The organism is Pseudomonas neuropathica, assembly GCF_015461835.1.
Taxonomy (GTDB): domain Bacteria; phylum Pseudomonadota; class Gammaproteobacteria; order Pseudomonadales; family Pseudomonadaceae; genus Aquipseudomonas; species Aquipseudomonas neuropathica.
The window spans coordinates 79821-94474 of sequence record NZ_JACOPX010000002.1; the positions used below are offsets into that span (position 1 = coordinate 79821).

Annotated in this window: 9 protein-coding genes; 5 read left to right on the forward strand and 4 right to left on the reverse strand. The window is 60.5% G+C overall.

Going from position 1 to position 14654, the window contains the following annotated elements; translation table 11 throughout:
• Nucleotides 1-37: 37 nt before the first annotated feature.
• From nagA to nagE, 4 genes are all read left to right on the forward strand, one after another.
• Nucleotides 38-1144 (forward strand): N-acetylglucosamine-6-phosphate deacetylase, encoded by a 1107-nt coding sequence (gene nagA, locus H8F23_RS02445; RefSeq protein WP_194933299.1) that lies wholly within the window; start codon nucleotides 38-40, stop codon nucleotides 1142-1144.
• Nucleotides 1125-2153, forward strand: coding sequence for an SIS domain-containing protein (locus tag H8F23_RS02450; RefSeq protein WP_194933300.1), 1029 nt, complete (start codon nucleotides 1125-1127; stop codon nucleotides 2151-2153). Before nagA ends, H8F23_RS02450 begins: the two co-directional genes overlap by 20 nt.
• A gap of 138 nt (nucleotides 2154-2291) precedes the next feature.
• The gene (ptsP, locus tag H8F23_RS02455) at nucleotides 2292-4805 is read left to right on the forward strand and encodes a phosphoenolpyruvate--protein phosphotransferase (RefSeq protein ID WP_194933301.1); all 2514 of its coding nucleotides are present in this window, start codon (nucleotides 2292-2294) and stop codon (nucleotides 4803-4805) included.
• A 35-nt stretch (nucleotides 4806-4840) separates the two neighbouring features.
• The gene (gene nagE / locus H8F23_RS02460) at nucleotides 4841-6556 is read left to right on the forward strand and encodes an N-acetylglucosamine-specific PTS transporter subunit IIBC (RefSeq protein WP_123464916.1); all 1716 of its coding nucleotides are present in this window, start codon (nucleotides 4841-4843) and stop codon (nucleotides 6554-6556) included.
• A 78-nt stretch (nucleotides 6557-6634) separates the two neighbouring features.
• Here nagE and H8F23_RS02465 read toward each other — a convergent pair whose 3' ends face one another.
• The 4 genes from H8F23_RS02465 to purL form a co-directional block, all read right to left on the reverse strand.
• The gene (locus H8F23_RS02465; RefSeq protein WP_194933302.1) at nucleotides 6635-6934 is read right to left on the reverse strand and encodes a hypothetical protein; all 300 of its coding nucleotides are present in this window, start codon (nucleotides 6932-6934) and stop codon (nucleotides 6635-6637) included.
• 225 nt (nucleotides 6935-7159) lie between these two features.
• Nucleotides 7160-7522: a DUF6124 family protein gene (locus H8F23_RS02470; RefSeq protein ID WP_095119363.1), complete on the reverse strand. Its 363-nt coding sequence runs from the start codon at nucleotides 7520-7522 to the stop codon at nucleotides 7160-7162.
• Between the two features lie 1118 nt (nucleotides 7523-8640).
• Nucleotides 8641-8952 (reverse strand): YqfO family protein, encoded by a 312-nt coding sequence (locus tag H8F23_RS02475; protein ID WP_194933303.1) that lies wholly within the window; start codon nucleotides 8950-8952, stop codon nucleotides 8641-8643.
• 5 nt (nucleotides 8953-8957) lie between these two features.
• A complete protein-coding gene (purL, locus tag H8F23_RS02480; protein WP_194933304.1) occupies nucleotides 8958-12854 on the reverse strand; it encodes a phosphoribosylformylglycinamidine synthase in 3897 nt (1298 codons plus the stop codon).
• A gap of 285 nt (nucleotides 12855-13139) precedes the next feature.
• Here purL and mltF point away from each other — a divergent pair, with 285 nt between their 5' ends.
• Nucleotides 13140-14600 carry a membrane-bound lytic murein transglycosylase MltF gene (gene mltF / locus H8F23_RS02485; protein ID WP_194933305.1) on the forward strand — a complete coding sequence of 487 codons (1461 nt, stop codon included), beginning with the start codon at nucleotides 13140-13142 and terminating at the stop codon, nucleotides 14598-14600.
• The last annotated feature ends 54 nt before the right edge of the window (nucleotides 14601-14654 follow it).

The window sequence follows — 14654 nt, forward strand, 5'->3', positions numbered from 1 at the left end:
GCTGCGTCGATAAGCGCAGTCACAAGCGAGAACCAAAATGTCCGAAGACAACATCCTTACCGCCAGCGGCTGGATTCGCGGCCGGCTGGTCCACGAACACGGCAAAGTCGTGTCGATCGAAGGCGTGCCCTGCGATCCGGCCGACAATGACCTGCCGTATCTGCTGCCGGGCTTCATCGATCTGCACGTCCACGGCGGCGGTGGCAAAGACATCATGGAAGGCGCCAGCGCCTTCGAGACCATCACCAGAACCCACGTGCGTTTCGGCACCACCTCGCTGCTGGCCACCACCATGACCGCGCCGAGCGCCGAGATCTCCAGCGTCTTGAAAGAAGTCGGAGAGTTCTGCGAACAGCGTCCGCAAGGTGCCGCGCGAGTCCTCGGTGTACACCTCGAAGGCCCGTACATCAATCCGGGAAAACTCGGCGCGCAACCGAACTTCGCCCACACCGCGTTAATGGCCGAAGTCGAAGAATATCTGGCACTGGCGCCGATCCGGGTGATCACCATCGCCCCGGAAATCGCCGGCCACGACGGTTTGATCCGTGAGCTGAGCAGCCGTGGCATCCGCATGCAGATCGGCCACACGCTCGGCAGTTACGAGGAAGGCGTTGCCGCCCTCGATGCCGGCGCGACCAGTTTCACCCACCTCTACAACGCCATGAGCCCGCTGCATCACCGCGAGCCGGGCATCGTCGGCGCCGCACTGGCCCACGCCAAATTCGCCGAGCTGATTCCGGATTTGCTGCACGTGCATCCCGGTGCGATCCGCGTGGCCTTGCGTTCGATCCCGTGCCTGTATTGCGTCACCGATTCGACCGCCGCCGCTGGCATGCCCGACGGTGAATACAAGCTCGGCAGCCACACCGTGACCAAATGCCTGGGCGGCGTACGCCTGCCCGACGGCACGTTGGCCGGCAGCACCCTGACCATGGATCAGGCCCTGCGCAACCTGGTGAAGATCGGTTTGCCGATCGCCGAGGCCTCGCAGCGCCTGTCGCAATTTCCCGCCGACTACCTCGGCATAAACGAACGCGGGCGCCTGCAACCAGGGGCCTGGGCCGACTGCGTGCGGCTGGATCGCTCACTCACACTGACCGCCGTCATGGTCGAAGGAGAAGACATTGACTTCAAAAATGCTTGAGGAGGCGCTGTCCTCGTTCGAGGCCGTGCAAGCCCAACTGCAACAGCTCGACCCGCAAATGATCGAAATTGCCGGGCGCCTGCGCCGTCAGCCGCCGCAAGTGGCAATGACTGTGGCTCGCGGCAGCTCCGACCACGCGGCGAGCTACTTCGCCTACTTGACCATGCAGCAACTCGGCGTACCGGTGGCGTCGTTGCCAATGTCGGTGGTGACCATGCAGCAGGCGCCGTTGAAAGTCAGCGGTCAGGTGGCGTTCGCCTTTTCGCAATCGGGGCAGAGCCCGGACCTGGTCAACAGCCTGCGCCTGTTGCGCAAGCGTGGCGCGCTCAGTGTGTCGATGGTCAACGCCGCCGATTCGCCATTGGAAGCCGCGTGTGAATTCAGCGTTCCCCTGCTCGCCGGGACTGAAAGCAGCGTCGCCGCGACCAAAAGTTTTATCGCCACCCTCAGCGCCAGCGCCCGTTTGATCGCGCACTGGAAAGAGGACAGCGAATTGCTCGAAGCCGGCAACGCCCTGCCCGAAGGCCTGCGCGAAGCCGCCAAACAGGACTGGAGCGTGGCCATCGAAGCGCTGCGCGATTGCGAGCGTTTGATGGTCATCGGCCGTGGCGCCGGTTTTGCCATCGCCCAAGAGGCGGCGCTGAAATTCAAGGAAACCTCGGCGATTCAGGCCGAAGCGTTCAGCAGCGCGGAAGTGCGTCACGGCCCGATGGCGCTGATCGACGAACACTATCCGTTGCTGGTCTTCGCCCCACGCGGTGCCGAGCAGGCCGGGCTGTTGAGCCTCGCGGCAGAAATGCGTCAACGCGGTGCTCGCGTATTGCTCGCTGCGCCGGACGATATCAGCGAACGCGACCTGACCCTGACCCTGACCCGCGCCGAGCACCCGGCCCTTGATCCGATTCTGGCGATTCAGAGCTTCTACGTGATGGCCGCTGGTTTGGCCGTGGCCCGAGGCATGGACCCGGATCAGCCGCGCCACCTGAGCAAAGTGACCCGCACGCATTAATTGAAGCAAACCTGTAGGAGCTGCCGAAGGCTGCGATCTTTTGATTTTGATTCACAGAAAGACAAGATCAAAAGATCGCAGCCTGGGACAGCTCCTACAGGGGACATCGAACCGAGATATCACCGATGAGACCGAGCCATGCACAACAACAATAAAGAGCTGACCCTCTGCGCCCCGCTCAGCGGCCCGGTGCTCACGCTCGCCAAAGTCCCGGACGCGGTGTTCGCCAGCGGCGCCATGGGCGACGGCATTGCTATCGACCCGATCAACGACACGCTGTATTCGCCGTGCGCCGGAATGATCATTCACGTCGCCCGCACCGGCCACGCGCTCACCGTGCGTGCCGACAACGGCGCCGAGATCCTTCTGCATCTGGGCCTCGATACCGTTGAGTTGAACGGCGAAGGCTTCTCAATGCTGGTCAAGGATGGCACCCGCGTCAGCAAGGGCCAGCCGTTGTTGCGCTATGACCTGGACAAGGTCGGCCAGCAATGCAAAAGCCTGGTCAGCCTGTTGATCCTGACCAACAGCCAGGATTTTCAGGTGCGACCGATTACGCTCAAAACAGTGAAAGTCGGCGAGCCGTTGCTGCACATTATTGCGCGCAACGGTTTGGCGGCGAGCGCAGCAGTCATCGACGGGCCTGAGGTTCATGGCCATGTTCTGGTGGCCCATCGCGGTGGTTTGCATGCCCGCCCGGCTGCGTTGATTCGGCAGACTGCGCAAGGGTTCAAGAGCCAGTCGCAACTGCACTTCGCCGGCAAATCGGCGCCGTGCAACAGCCTGATCGGTTTGATGGGCCTGGCCGTTGGCGAGCAGGATGAGGTGCAGGTCAGTTGTCAGGGGCCGGACGCTGAAGCCGCGTTGCAAGCGTTGCTCAGCGCACTGGCCACGGCGCTGCCGGATGATCATCACGCGGTGGCGCCGGTCAATGTTGCCGCTCTTAAGCGCCCGGCCGAGGCTGGCGTGTTGCACGGTGTCTGCGCTGCGCCGGGACTGGTTGGCGGGCCGCTGTTTCGTTTGAACGCGATCAGGTTGCCGGCGGATGCGGGCAATCATGATCCGCTGCAGCAACAGCAGGTGCTCGACGCGGCGCTGACTCAGGTGCGCAACGAAATCGACGCCACCCTCGCGCAAGCGAAAAAACACAGGAATGCCGACGAAGAAGCGATCTTCGCCGCGCATCTGGCGTTGTTGGAAGATCCAGCGCTGCTCGACGCGGCACAGCTTTCCATCGAACAAGGTTGTGCGGCCACTCACGCCTGGAGTCAGTCGATCGACGTGCAATGCGAAATGCTGCAGCACACCGGCAGCGCGCTGCTGGCCGAGCGCGCCAACGATCTGCGTGACCTCAAGCAACGGGTGTTGCGGGCATTGCTCGGCGAAGCCTGGCATTACGACGTACCGGCCGGCGCCATTGTTGCCGCTCATGAACTGACGCCTTCGGATCTGCTGCAACTCAGCGCGCAAGGCGTTGCCGGGTTATGCATGGCCGAGGGTGGCGCGACGTCGCACGTGGCAATTCTCGCTCGCGGCAAAGGTCTGCCGTGCATGGTGGCGTTGGGTTCTGCCTTGCTTGATCAGCGACAAGGCCAAGCGGTGGTGCTCGATGCCGACAGTGGACGCCTCGAACTGACGCCAGATGCCGAACGCCTGGCTGAAGTTCAGCAGGCGCAAATTGATCGTCAGCAACGCCGCGACGCACAGCAAGCCAAGGCTCACCTGCCTGCAGAAACCCGCAACGGCGTGACCATCGAAGTTGTCGCCAACGTTGCCTCCAGCGGTGAAGCGGCAGATGCCTTCGCCAACGGCGCTGACGGCGTTGGTCTGTTGCGCACTGAGTTTTTGTTCGTCGATCGTCAGACCGCGCCGGACGTCGAAGAACAGCGCTGTGCCTATCAAGCCGTCATCGATGCGATGGGCGACAAGTCGGTGATCATCCGCACCATCGACGTCGGCGGCGACAAGCAACTCGACTACCTGCCGCTGCCGGTCGAAGCCAACCCGGTGCTCGGCCTGCGCGGCATTCGTCTGGCTCAGGCGCGCCCGGAAATCCTCGACCAGCAACTGCGCGCGCTGCTGCAAGTCAGCCCATTGCGCCGCTGCCGGATCCTGTTGCCGATGGTCACCGAAGTCGACGAGCTGCTGCACATTCGTGAACGCGTCGATGCGTTGTGTCTGGAGCTGAACATCACCCAACGCCCGGAAATCGGCGTGATGATTGAAGTCCCTGCCGCCGCATTGCAGGCCGAACAACTGGCCGAACACGCGGACTTCCTCTCCATCGGCACCAACGATCTGTCGCAATACACCTTGGCCATGGATCGCGACCACGCCGGTCTGGCTGCCCGCGTCGACGCCTTGCACCCGGCGCTGCTGCGTCTGATCGCCATGACCTGCGAAGGCGCAGCAGTGCACAAGCGTTGGGTCGGCGTCTGCGGCGCCCTCGCCTCCGACCCGCTGGCCACACCCGTTTTGATCGGCCTCGGCGTGAGCGAACTGTCGGTCAGCCCGGTGCAGATCGGTGAAATCAAGGACCGCGTGCGTCAACTGCACGAAACCGAATGTCAGCGCCTGAGTCGCGACCTGCTCAAGCTGAGCAGCGCCGCCGCCGTGCGTCACGCCTGCCACCAGCATTGGCCGCTGCCCTAACAACAAGCTCTCTATAAAGAGCCGGGAGAACCACCATGTACCAACTCTTCATCGAAGGCCTGCAACGCCTCGGCCGCGCGCTGATGCTGCCGATCGCGATCCTGCCGATTGCCGGCCTGCTACTGCGCCTGGGTGACACCGACCTGCTGAACATCGCGATCATTCACGATGCCGGCCAAGTGATCTTCGCCAACCTGGCGATGATCTTCGCCATCGGCATCGCCGTCGGTTTCGCCAAGGACAACAACGGCACCGCCGGTCTTGCCGGAGTGATCGGTTATCTGGTGATGATCTCCACGCTCAAGGTGCTCGACGCGAGCATCAACATGGGCATGCTCGCCGGGATTGTCAGCGGCCTGATGGCGGGCGCGCTGTACAACCGCTTCAAGGACATCAAGCTGCCGGAATACCTGGCGTTCTTCGGTGGCCGGCGGTTTGTGCCGATTGTCACAGGGTTCGCGGCGGTCGGCCTCGGTGTCGTGTTCGGCTATATCTGGCCGCCGATCCAGCACGGCATCAACGCGTTTGGTGCGCTGATGATGGAAAGCGGCAGTATCGGCGCGTTCGTGTTTGGCGTGTTCAACCGCCTGCTGATCGTCACCGGCCTGCACCATATCCTCAACAACATGGCGTGGTTCGTGTTCGGCAACTTCACCGATCCAACTACCGGGGCTCTGGTGACGGGTGACCTGTCGCGCTACTTCGCCGGTGATCCGAAGGGCGGCCAGTTCATGACCGGCATGTTCCCGATGATGATCTTCGGCCTGCCCGCCGCGTGCCTGGCGATGTATCGCAACGCCCTGCCGGAACGGCGCAAGGTCATGGGCGGGATTTTTCTGTCGATGGCTTTGACGTCGTTTTTGACTGGGGTGACCGAGCCGATTGAATTTGCCTTCATGTTTCTGGCGCCGTTGTTGTATCTGCTGCATGCGCTGCTGACCGGGTTGTCGATGGCGATCACCAATGCGTTGAACATTCACCTCGGCTTCACCTTCTCTGGCGGCTTCATCGACATGGTGCTGGGCTGGGGCCGTTCGACCAATGGCTGGTTGGTGATTCCGGTCGGGCTGGCGTATGCCGTGGTGTATTACGCGGTGTTTGATTTCTGCATTCGTCGTTTCAATCTGAAGACGCCGGGGCGTGAAGATGTGGCGACGGCTGAAAAAGCGGTTTTTGCGGAAAACGAACGCGCCGGGGCTTACATCAAGGCACTCGGTGGTGCCGATAACCTTGTGACTGTCGGTGCCTGCACAACGCGGTTGAGACTGGAAATGGTGGATCGCAACAAGGCGTCCGATGCAGACCTGAAAGCGTTGGGTGCGATGGCCGTTGTGCGTCCGGGCAAGGGTGGCAGTTTGCAGGTGGTGGTCGGTCCGCTGGCCGACAGCATTGCTGATGAGATTCGCCTGGCGATGCCGGCGTTGGGGCGTGCGGTTCTTGCTGAACCTGTTGCGGTTGTCGAAGAGCCGAAAGCTGTTGTGGTCGCAGGCACCGAAGCCCAGCAATGGCTGAACGCACTGGGTGGTGGCGACAACGTGCTGCAACTGGATTGCATTGCCATGAGCCGGATTCGCTTGCTGTTGGCGGATGGCAAGGCGCTGTCCGAGGCGCAGTTGAAGGAGCTGGGTTGTCAGGGTGTCAGCCAGTTGGAGGGTGGGGTTTGGCACTTGTTGGTGGGTGACAAAGCTGCGAGTTTGAGTGGAGCACTTGAAGCGCTGGTCAATCGTAGTGAGGTCAGTGCGAAGGTTTAAGCCAAAGCAAAATCAAACAACCTTGCTGATCAAGGAAAAGCCGCTGCGCTATGAAGCACAGCGGCTTTTTTTCGGCAGTTACTTGGCTGGAACAACGGTAAACGTACGAGCCTGTGACATACCAGCGCTTCCTTTGGCCGTAATCGAATGAGCACCCAGTTTCAGACCTGTCAGGTGCAGCGCCCAGCGTCCTGTACCACTGGCGATTACTTGCCCCTTCACAACAGAAGCGTCGAGGATTTCAACTCTCTCTCCAGCAACTGCAATCCCGCTCAAGTGCACAGAAGTTGCCAAAGTGGTGCCACCGCTGGGAATTTCTAGGCCGTTATCGTCTTTCACACTGGTGATTACTGGCACAACATTTTTTTCAGCAGACATATCTAAGTTCCTTCTTACCCGTTTTGGATGGAAGGCTTATCTGACAGGAGTTGGAGGTATCGCACCACTGTCAGAAATTACAGGTCAAGGGCTGTTTCCGATGAACGGTCAATGCCACATCTGCCACTGAGTTGAGCCGCGAACGTCAATCTCCAAAGTCATGCGCTTGAGCAGGCTGGCCCCTATCCCAATGGGGCCAGCCTGTTTGCGATGTCCCCGTATGGATCAGGTTTGCGGGTCTACCCGATCCAGTGCGCGATTTACCGCCAGTTCGGCGAGCATGACGATTTGCTGGATGCCTAATACGGTGCTGCGCTGAGAACCGTTTAGCTCATTGGCGAAGTTGCCGGCCGCGGTACTTGCAGAGGCTAATGACTCGCAAGCGTGGGCGAGCAGGCTTTCGGTGTCGACCTGCGGACAGACCATGAACATGGTGCTAGGCCGGCGTGGCTTTGCGGGCTCGGGGCACAGGTAGAAGTCGAGGGCGCGCTTGATGGCTTCGCGGTTTCGGGCCTGGTCTTCGGCGCGGAGGGCTTCTTCGAGTGGGGTTTTGGTTTCGTGGGGTGGGTCGGGGATCAGCTTGTCCAAAGTTCAACTCCTGCTACTGCAAGTGTGGATGCCATCGTTCGCCGGATCTCACGCGGCGAAGAGGTGGCAGCTATGTGCAGGGTGAGATCCACCGGAGCAGGCAACCGGCCAGACCGAAGTCTGCCCGCACACAGCCGCCATAAAACAGGCAGCAGATTGAGCTGGCGCCAATTATCGTAGTGTTGGCGCTAGTTGCAAGCATTCCGGGGATCTCACGCCCGGTCGCTGAATTGGCAGCGACAGGCAAAGCCTAGAGAGCGGGCGTCCGACGGACAACCTGAAAACCTTGTGGGAAGGTTCTGGCTATTCGACACACCATTAAACAGCCAAAAGCAAACCCTCACCCTAGCCCTCTCCCAAAGGGAGAGGGGACTGACCAAGGTGTTTGGTGGATGTACGCCGACGTGAAATACCGAGTCGAATTCAGATTCTGAAACAGATCAAAAGCCATTACCTTCCCCTCACCCAGAGGACGAGGGGACTGACCGAGGTGTTTGGTGGATGTACGCCGACGTGAAATACCGAGTCGAATTCAGATCTTGAAAAGCCCACAAATCGGCTCCCTCTCCCTCGGGAGAGGGCTGGGCGGGCGGCGTTCCGATGAGGGGCGAATCCACCACAAAACCACTGCCGAACACTCCGTGCTCCTCACCACTCAGCAGGATGAGCGTTAGCTCGGCTGCTGCTTTTGATCTTGATCCACCGGCCCCGTCGGCAGGCTGAGTGGAGGGATTTATCCGGGGGTGGGAGCGCAGCGACCGTTTGGCGCAGCCAAATGCATCGAGAGGAGGTGCAGCGCAGCAAACCGTAGGCGATGCGCCCGGATGAATCCCGGAGCGAAGGAACCCCGAGCTTTAGCGAGTGGGCCGAACGTTGGGGCAAGCCTTTTTTTGCTTACTTTTTCTAGGCGTTTGTAAAAAAAGTGAGTCGCCGTAAGGGCGAAACCGCCAGCCGCAGCACCCGAAGAAACGGATATTCACTCAGTCAGCCAGAACATGGTCGCCTGTCAGGGCGCCATCGCGAGCAGGCTCACTCCTACAGAACAGCAAATCGCAGGCAACAAAAAACCCGCAGACAATCACTCATCTGCGGGTTTCCTGTTTCAGCAGCAAGAAAGATCAGAAATCTTCCAGCCGCCACACTTCATAAGCCGGCGTCTCGTAGGGATGGCTCAACTTGAGCGCCGCCACAACAGCCACGATCAACTCATCCGCCACTACAAGCTCAACCTTCCATTCCTCAACCCGCTCAACCCGCCCCGCCTCGCCCATAAACGGCTGACTGCCGTCCAAAGGTCGAAACTGGCCAGACCCAAGCACCTGCCAAGCACAGTGGTCATAGTCACCGATCCGCCCACCACCGGCAGCGAACACAGCCCCTTTGACCACCTCGACATGACTGTCAGGAACAAAAAACGCCAGCTTATACACAGGCCTTAGTTAACCCACACACGCGCATTACGGAACATACGCATCCAGGGTGCGTCTTCGTTCCAGTCTTCCGAACGCCACGAGTTCTGCACCGCGCGGAACACACGCTCCGGGTGCGGCATCATGATCGTTACACGGCCATCACGGCTGGTGAGACCGGTAATCCCGCGCGGCGAACCGTTCGGGTTGGCTGGATAACGCTCGGTGACCTTGCCATGGTTGTCGACGAAACGCATCGCCACGCAACCCGACAGATCGGCTTCCAGCAGTGCTTCTTCGCTGGAGAACTCAGCGTGACCTTCGCCGTGAGCAATGGCGATCGGCATACGCGAACCGGCCATGCCTTGCAGGAAGATCGAGTTCGACTCCTGAACCTGAACCATCGCCACGCGGGCTTCGAACTGCTCGGAACGGTTACGCACGAAGTGCGGCCAGAACTCGCTACCCGGGATCAGCTCGTGCAGGTTGGACATCATCTGGCAACCGTTGCACACGCCGAGGGTGAAGCTGTCGTTACGCTCGAAAAAACCCTGGAACGCATCGCGGGCGCGGCTGTTGAACAGTGCCGACTTGGCCCAGCCTTCACCGGCGCCGAGTACGTCGCCGTAGGAGAAACCACCGCACGCCACCAGACCTTTGAACTCGTTCAAGTCAACACGGCCGGCCAGAATATCGCTCATGTGCACGTCGATCGCGTTGAAACCGGCGCGGTCGAACGCGGCCGCCATTTCCACCTGACCGTTGACGCCCTGCTCACGCAGCACGGCAACCTGTGGGCGGATGCCTTTCTTGATGTAAGGCGCGGCGATGTCCTGATTGACGTCGTAGCTGAGCTTGACGCTCAGGCCCGGGTTGTCTTCTTCCAGCAGCACGTCGAACTCTTGTTCGGCGCAGTCGGCGTTGTCGCGCAGACGCTGGATCTGGTAGCTGGTCTCGGCCCACTGACGTTGCAGCAGACGACGCTGACCTTCGAACACGGTGTCACCGTTGAAGGTGATGTTGATCTGGCCATTGTTGATCGGCTGACCGATCACCGATACGCAGTCGCCCAGACCGGCCGCGCTGAATTGCGCGAGGATATCTGGCGTGGCGTCCTGACGAACCTGGATCACGGCGCCCAATTCTTCGTTGAACAGGATCGCGGCGATTTCCGCCGAAGACTCGGCAACGCTGTCGAGGTTCAGGCTCAGACCGCAGTGGCCAGCGAAGGCCATTTCCACCACGGAGGTCAGCAGACCACCGTCGGAACGGTCGTGGTAAGCCAGCAGGTGACCGTCGGCGTTGAGGCCCTGGATCACTGCGAAGAAGGCTTTCAGGTCTTCGGCGTCATCGACGTCCGGAGCGTGTTTGCCGAGCTTGCCGTGAACCTGAGCAAGAATCGAAGCCCCCATACGGTTCTGACCGCGACCGAGATCGATCAGGATCAGGTCGGTGGTGCCCTTGTCCATGCGCAGTTCCGGGGTCAGGGTCTGACGGATGTCAGCCACTGGCGCGAAACCGGTCACGATCAGCGACATCGGCGAGGTCACGGTTTTTTCTTCGCCGTTATCGTTCCAGCGGGTGGCCATGGACATCGAGTCCTTGCCCACCGGAATGGTGATGCCCAGCTCAGGGCACAGTTCCATACCGACCGCTTTCACGGTGTCGTACAGACGCGCGTCTTCGCCCGGGTGGCCGGCCGCCGACATCCAGTTCGCCGACAGTTTGATGTCGGAGAGCTTGTTGATACGCGAAGCAGCAATGTTGGTCAGGGTTTCGCCGATGGCCATGCGGCCCGACGCCGGAGCGTCCAGCAGTGCCAGCGGAGTCCGCTCGCCCATCGCCATCGCTTCACCGGTGTAAACGTCAAAACTGGTGGCGGTGACAGCAACGTCGGCCACCGGAACCTGCCATGGGCCAACCATTTGGTCACGGGCCACGAGGCCGGTGATGGTACGGTCGCCGATGGTGATCAGGAAGCTTTTGCTCGCCACGGCCGGGTGATGCAGAACGCGTTCGATGGACTCGCTGATGTCGAGGTTCGACGGATCGAAGTCATCGCCCAACTCAGCTTCGCGAACCACCGAACGGTGCATGCGCGGGGCTTTGCCCAGCAACACTTCCAGTGGCATGTCCACCGGGTTGTTGCCGAAGTGGCTGTCGGTCACGGTCAGTTGCGGCTCGGCAGTCGCCTCGCCCACTACGGCAAACGGGCAACGCTCACGTTCGCAGATCGCCTGGAAGCGCTCGAAGTCTTCCGGGCCGACCGCCAGAACGTAACGTTCCTGAGATTCGTTGGACCAGATTTCGTGCGGGGCCATGCCCGGCTCGTCGTTGGGAATGTTGCGCAGTTCGAAACGGCCACCGCGGTCGCCGTCGTTGACCAGTTCCGGGAAGGCGTTGGACAGACCGCCCGCGCCGACGTCGTGGATGAAGCTGATCGGGTTTTTGTCGCCCAGTTGCCAGCAACGGTCGATGACTTCCTGGCAGCGACGCTCCATCTCAGGGTTTTCACGCTGCACGGAAGCGAAGTCGAGATCCGCCGAGCTGGTGCCGGTGGCCATCGAGGACGCAGCGCCGCCGCCCAGACCGATGAGCATCGCCGGGCCGCCGAGGACGATCAGCTTGGAGCCAACGACGATCTCGCCTTTCTTGACGTGTTCTTCGCGGATGTTGCCCATGCCGCCAGCGAGCATGATCGGCTTGTGGTAACCACGAACTTCGTCACCGTGCGGGGTGGTGATCGACTGTTCGAAGGTCCGGAAGTAGCCGGTCAGGGCCGGACGACCGAATTCGTTGTTGAACGCAGCGCCGCCGAGCGGGCCTTCGATCATGATGTCCAGCGCGGTAACAATGCGCTCAGGCTTGCCGTACGGCACTTCCCATGGCTGTTCGAAGCCCGGGATCTGCAGGTTGGACACGGTGAAACCGGTCAGGCCAGCCTTTGGCTTGGCACCACGGCCGGTTGCACCTTCGTCACGGATCTCGCCACCGGAACCGGTGGACGCGCCCGGGAACGGAGCAATTGCGGTCGGGTGGTTGTGGGTTTCAACCTTCATCAGGATGTGCACCGGCTCCTGCACCGCGCCGTACTGGCGGGTTTCAGGATTCGGGAAGAAACGGCCGGCAACGTTGCCGACGATCACCGAGGCGTTGTCCTTATAAGCCGACAGAACGCCTTCGCTGTGCATCACGTAGGTGTTCTTGATCATGCCGAACAGGCTTTTTTCCTGGTTCTCACCATCAATATCCCAACTGGCGTTGAAGATCTTGTGGCGGCAGTGCTCGGAGTTGGCCTGGGCGAACATCATCAGTTCGATGTCGTGCGGGTTGCGCTTGAGACCGTTGAAGGCATTGACCAGGTAATCGATCTCGTCTTCAGCCAGAGCCAGGCCCAGCTCGGTGTTGGCCTTTTCCAGCGCGGCGCGGCCGCCACCGAGGATGTCGATTGCAGTCAGCGGCTTCGGCTCGGCGTGGCTGAACAGACCGGCGGCCTGCTCGAGGTTGGCCAGCACGATCTGGGTCATGCGGTCATGCAGCACGTCGGCAATCTGCTGCGCTTCGGCTTCGCTGAACTGACCGGCAACGTAGAAGGCGATACCGCGCTCCAGACGCTGGATCTTGCTCAGGCCGCAGTTGCGGGCGATATCGCTGGCCTTGCTCGACCATGGCGAGATGGTGCCAAAACGCGGCAACACCAGAAACAGACGGCCGGTAGGCTCTTGTACCGGAACGCTTGGACCGTACTTCAGAAGGCGCGCAAGCACCTGCTGTTCGTCGCCGGTCAGGACGCCGGTGACTTCGGCGAAGTGAGCGAATTCAGCATACAAGCCACTGACAGCCGGAACCTTCTGGCTCAGTTGCTCAAGGAGTTTGCTGTGGCGAAAGGCAGAAAGGGCAGGAGCGCCGCGCAGGATCAACATCTTCGGGACAGCCTCGGGAAGGGGTGTGCTTTGAGGCCGTGCATTCTAGCCTAAACCGCCCTCAACATCACCCGAAACGCTACGCACGGTTGCACTCGGGTATCAATCTGTGTTTCCGACTTCAGAGTCAGGTAAATCAGCGATACAGATGCCGCTTATTTTTACTGTAACAAAATGCCGTCAAGCCCCGTTCCTGCGGGATTTCGTGCAGTTTTGTGATCGCTAGCAGACTCGCCCTGCACTGTCGAGATATGGCGCCCGCAGCCGTTTGCGTATACTGCGCAGATGTTTTTCCCAACGGCTTTGCGTCCGCGGTACGCCAAATGGCTGATCGCAACCGGACTCTTCCTGGTGCTCGGTGGCTGTGTTGATAAACCCAACACACTCGAGCGCGTAAAGGAGGATGGTGTGCTGCGGGTGATTACCCGTAACAGCCCCGCCACCTACTTTCAGGATCGCAGCGGTGAAACCGGCTTCGAATACGAGCTGGTGAAGCGTTTCGCCGACGATTTGGGCGTAGAGCTGAAGATCGAGACCGCCGACAACCTCGACGACCTGTTCGACCAGATCGGCAAACCGAATGGCCCGGTACTGGCCGCCGCCGGTCTGGTCAGCAGCGAACAGCGCAAGCAGCAGGTGCGCTTTTCGCACTCCTACCTTGAAGTCACCCCGCAGATCATCTATCGCAACGGCCAATCGCGGCCGACCGATCCCGGCGATCTGGTCGGCAAGAAGATCATGGTGCTCAAGGGCAGCACCCACGCCGAGCAACTGGCGGAGCTGAAAAAGAAATTCCCCGGCATCGAATACGAAGAGTCCGACGCGGTTGAAGTGGTCGACCTGCTGCGCATGGTCGATGAAGGCCAGATCGACCTGACCCTGGTCGATTCCAACGAAGTGGCGATGAATCAGGTGTACTTCACCAATATTCGTGTGGCCTTCGACCTCGGTGATGCGCGCAGCCAGAGCTGGGCGGTCGGCCCCGGCGAAGACAACAGCCTGCTCAACGAAATCAACGCGTACCTGGACAAAGTGCAGAAGAACGGCACCCTGCAACGCTTGAAGGATCGCTATTACGGCCACGTCGATGTTCTTGGCTATATGGGCGCCACGACCTTCGCCCAGCACTTGCAGCAGCGCCTGCCGAAATACGAACAGCACTTCAAGAATTACGCGAAGAAAGAGAAAGTCGACTGGCGTCTGCTGGCGGCCATTGGTTATCAGGAATCGCTGTGGCAACCAGCGGTCACCTCAAAGACCGGCGTGCGCGGGCTGATGATGCTGACCCAGAACACGGCACAGGCAATGGGCGTGTCCAACCGCCTCGATCCGAAGCAGAGCATCATGGGCGGCGCCAAGTACCTGGCTTATATGAAGGATCAGCTCGACGATTCGATCAAGGAGCCGGACCGCACCTGGTTTGCCCTCGCGGCGTACAACGTCGGCAGTGGCCACCTGGATGACGCGCGCAAGCTGACGGCCAAGGAAGGGCTGAACCCGGACAAATGGCTGGACGTGAAGAAAATCCTGCCGCGCCTGTCGCAGAAGCAGTGGTACAGCAAGACGCGTTATGGCTACGCCCGAGGCGGCGAACCGGTGCATTTTGTGGCGAACATTCGTCGCTACTACGACATTTTGACCTGGGTGACGCAGCCGCAACTTGAGGGTGATCAGGTTGCTGAGGGCAATCTGCATGTGCCCGGTATCGACAAGTCAAAACCCGCTCAAGAACCTGCCCCGCTCTAACAGACCCTGGAACCAAATGTGGGAGCGAGCCTGCTCGCGATAGCGGTGGGTCAG

Bases quoted from the DNA above. Each gene is read 5' to 3' on its own strand.
- nagA (WP_194933299.1), top strand. From the start codon at position 38: ATGTCCGAAGACAACATCCTTACCGCCAGCGGCTGGATTCGCGGCCGG.
- ptsP (WP_194933301.1), top strand. From the start codon at position 2,292: ATGCACAACAACAATAAAGAGCTGACCCTCTGCGCCCCGCTCAGCGGC.
- nagE (WP_123464916.1), top strand. From the start codon at position 4,841: ATGTACCAACTCTTCATCGAAGGCCTGCAACGCCTCGGCCGCGCGCTG.
- H8F23_RS02465 (WP_194933302.1), bottom strand. From the start codon at position 6,934: ATGTCTGCTGAAAAAAATGTTGTGCCAGTAATCACCAGTGTGAAAGAC.
- purL (WP_194933304.1), bottom strand. From the start codon at position 12,854: ATGTTGATCCTGCGCGGCGCTCCTGCCCTTTCTGCCTTTCGCCACAGC.
- mltF (WP_194933305.1), top strand. From the start codon at position 13,140: ATGTTTTTCCCAACGGCTTTGCGTCCGCGGTACGCCAAATGGCTGATC.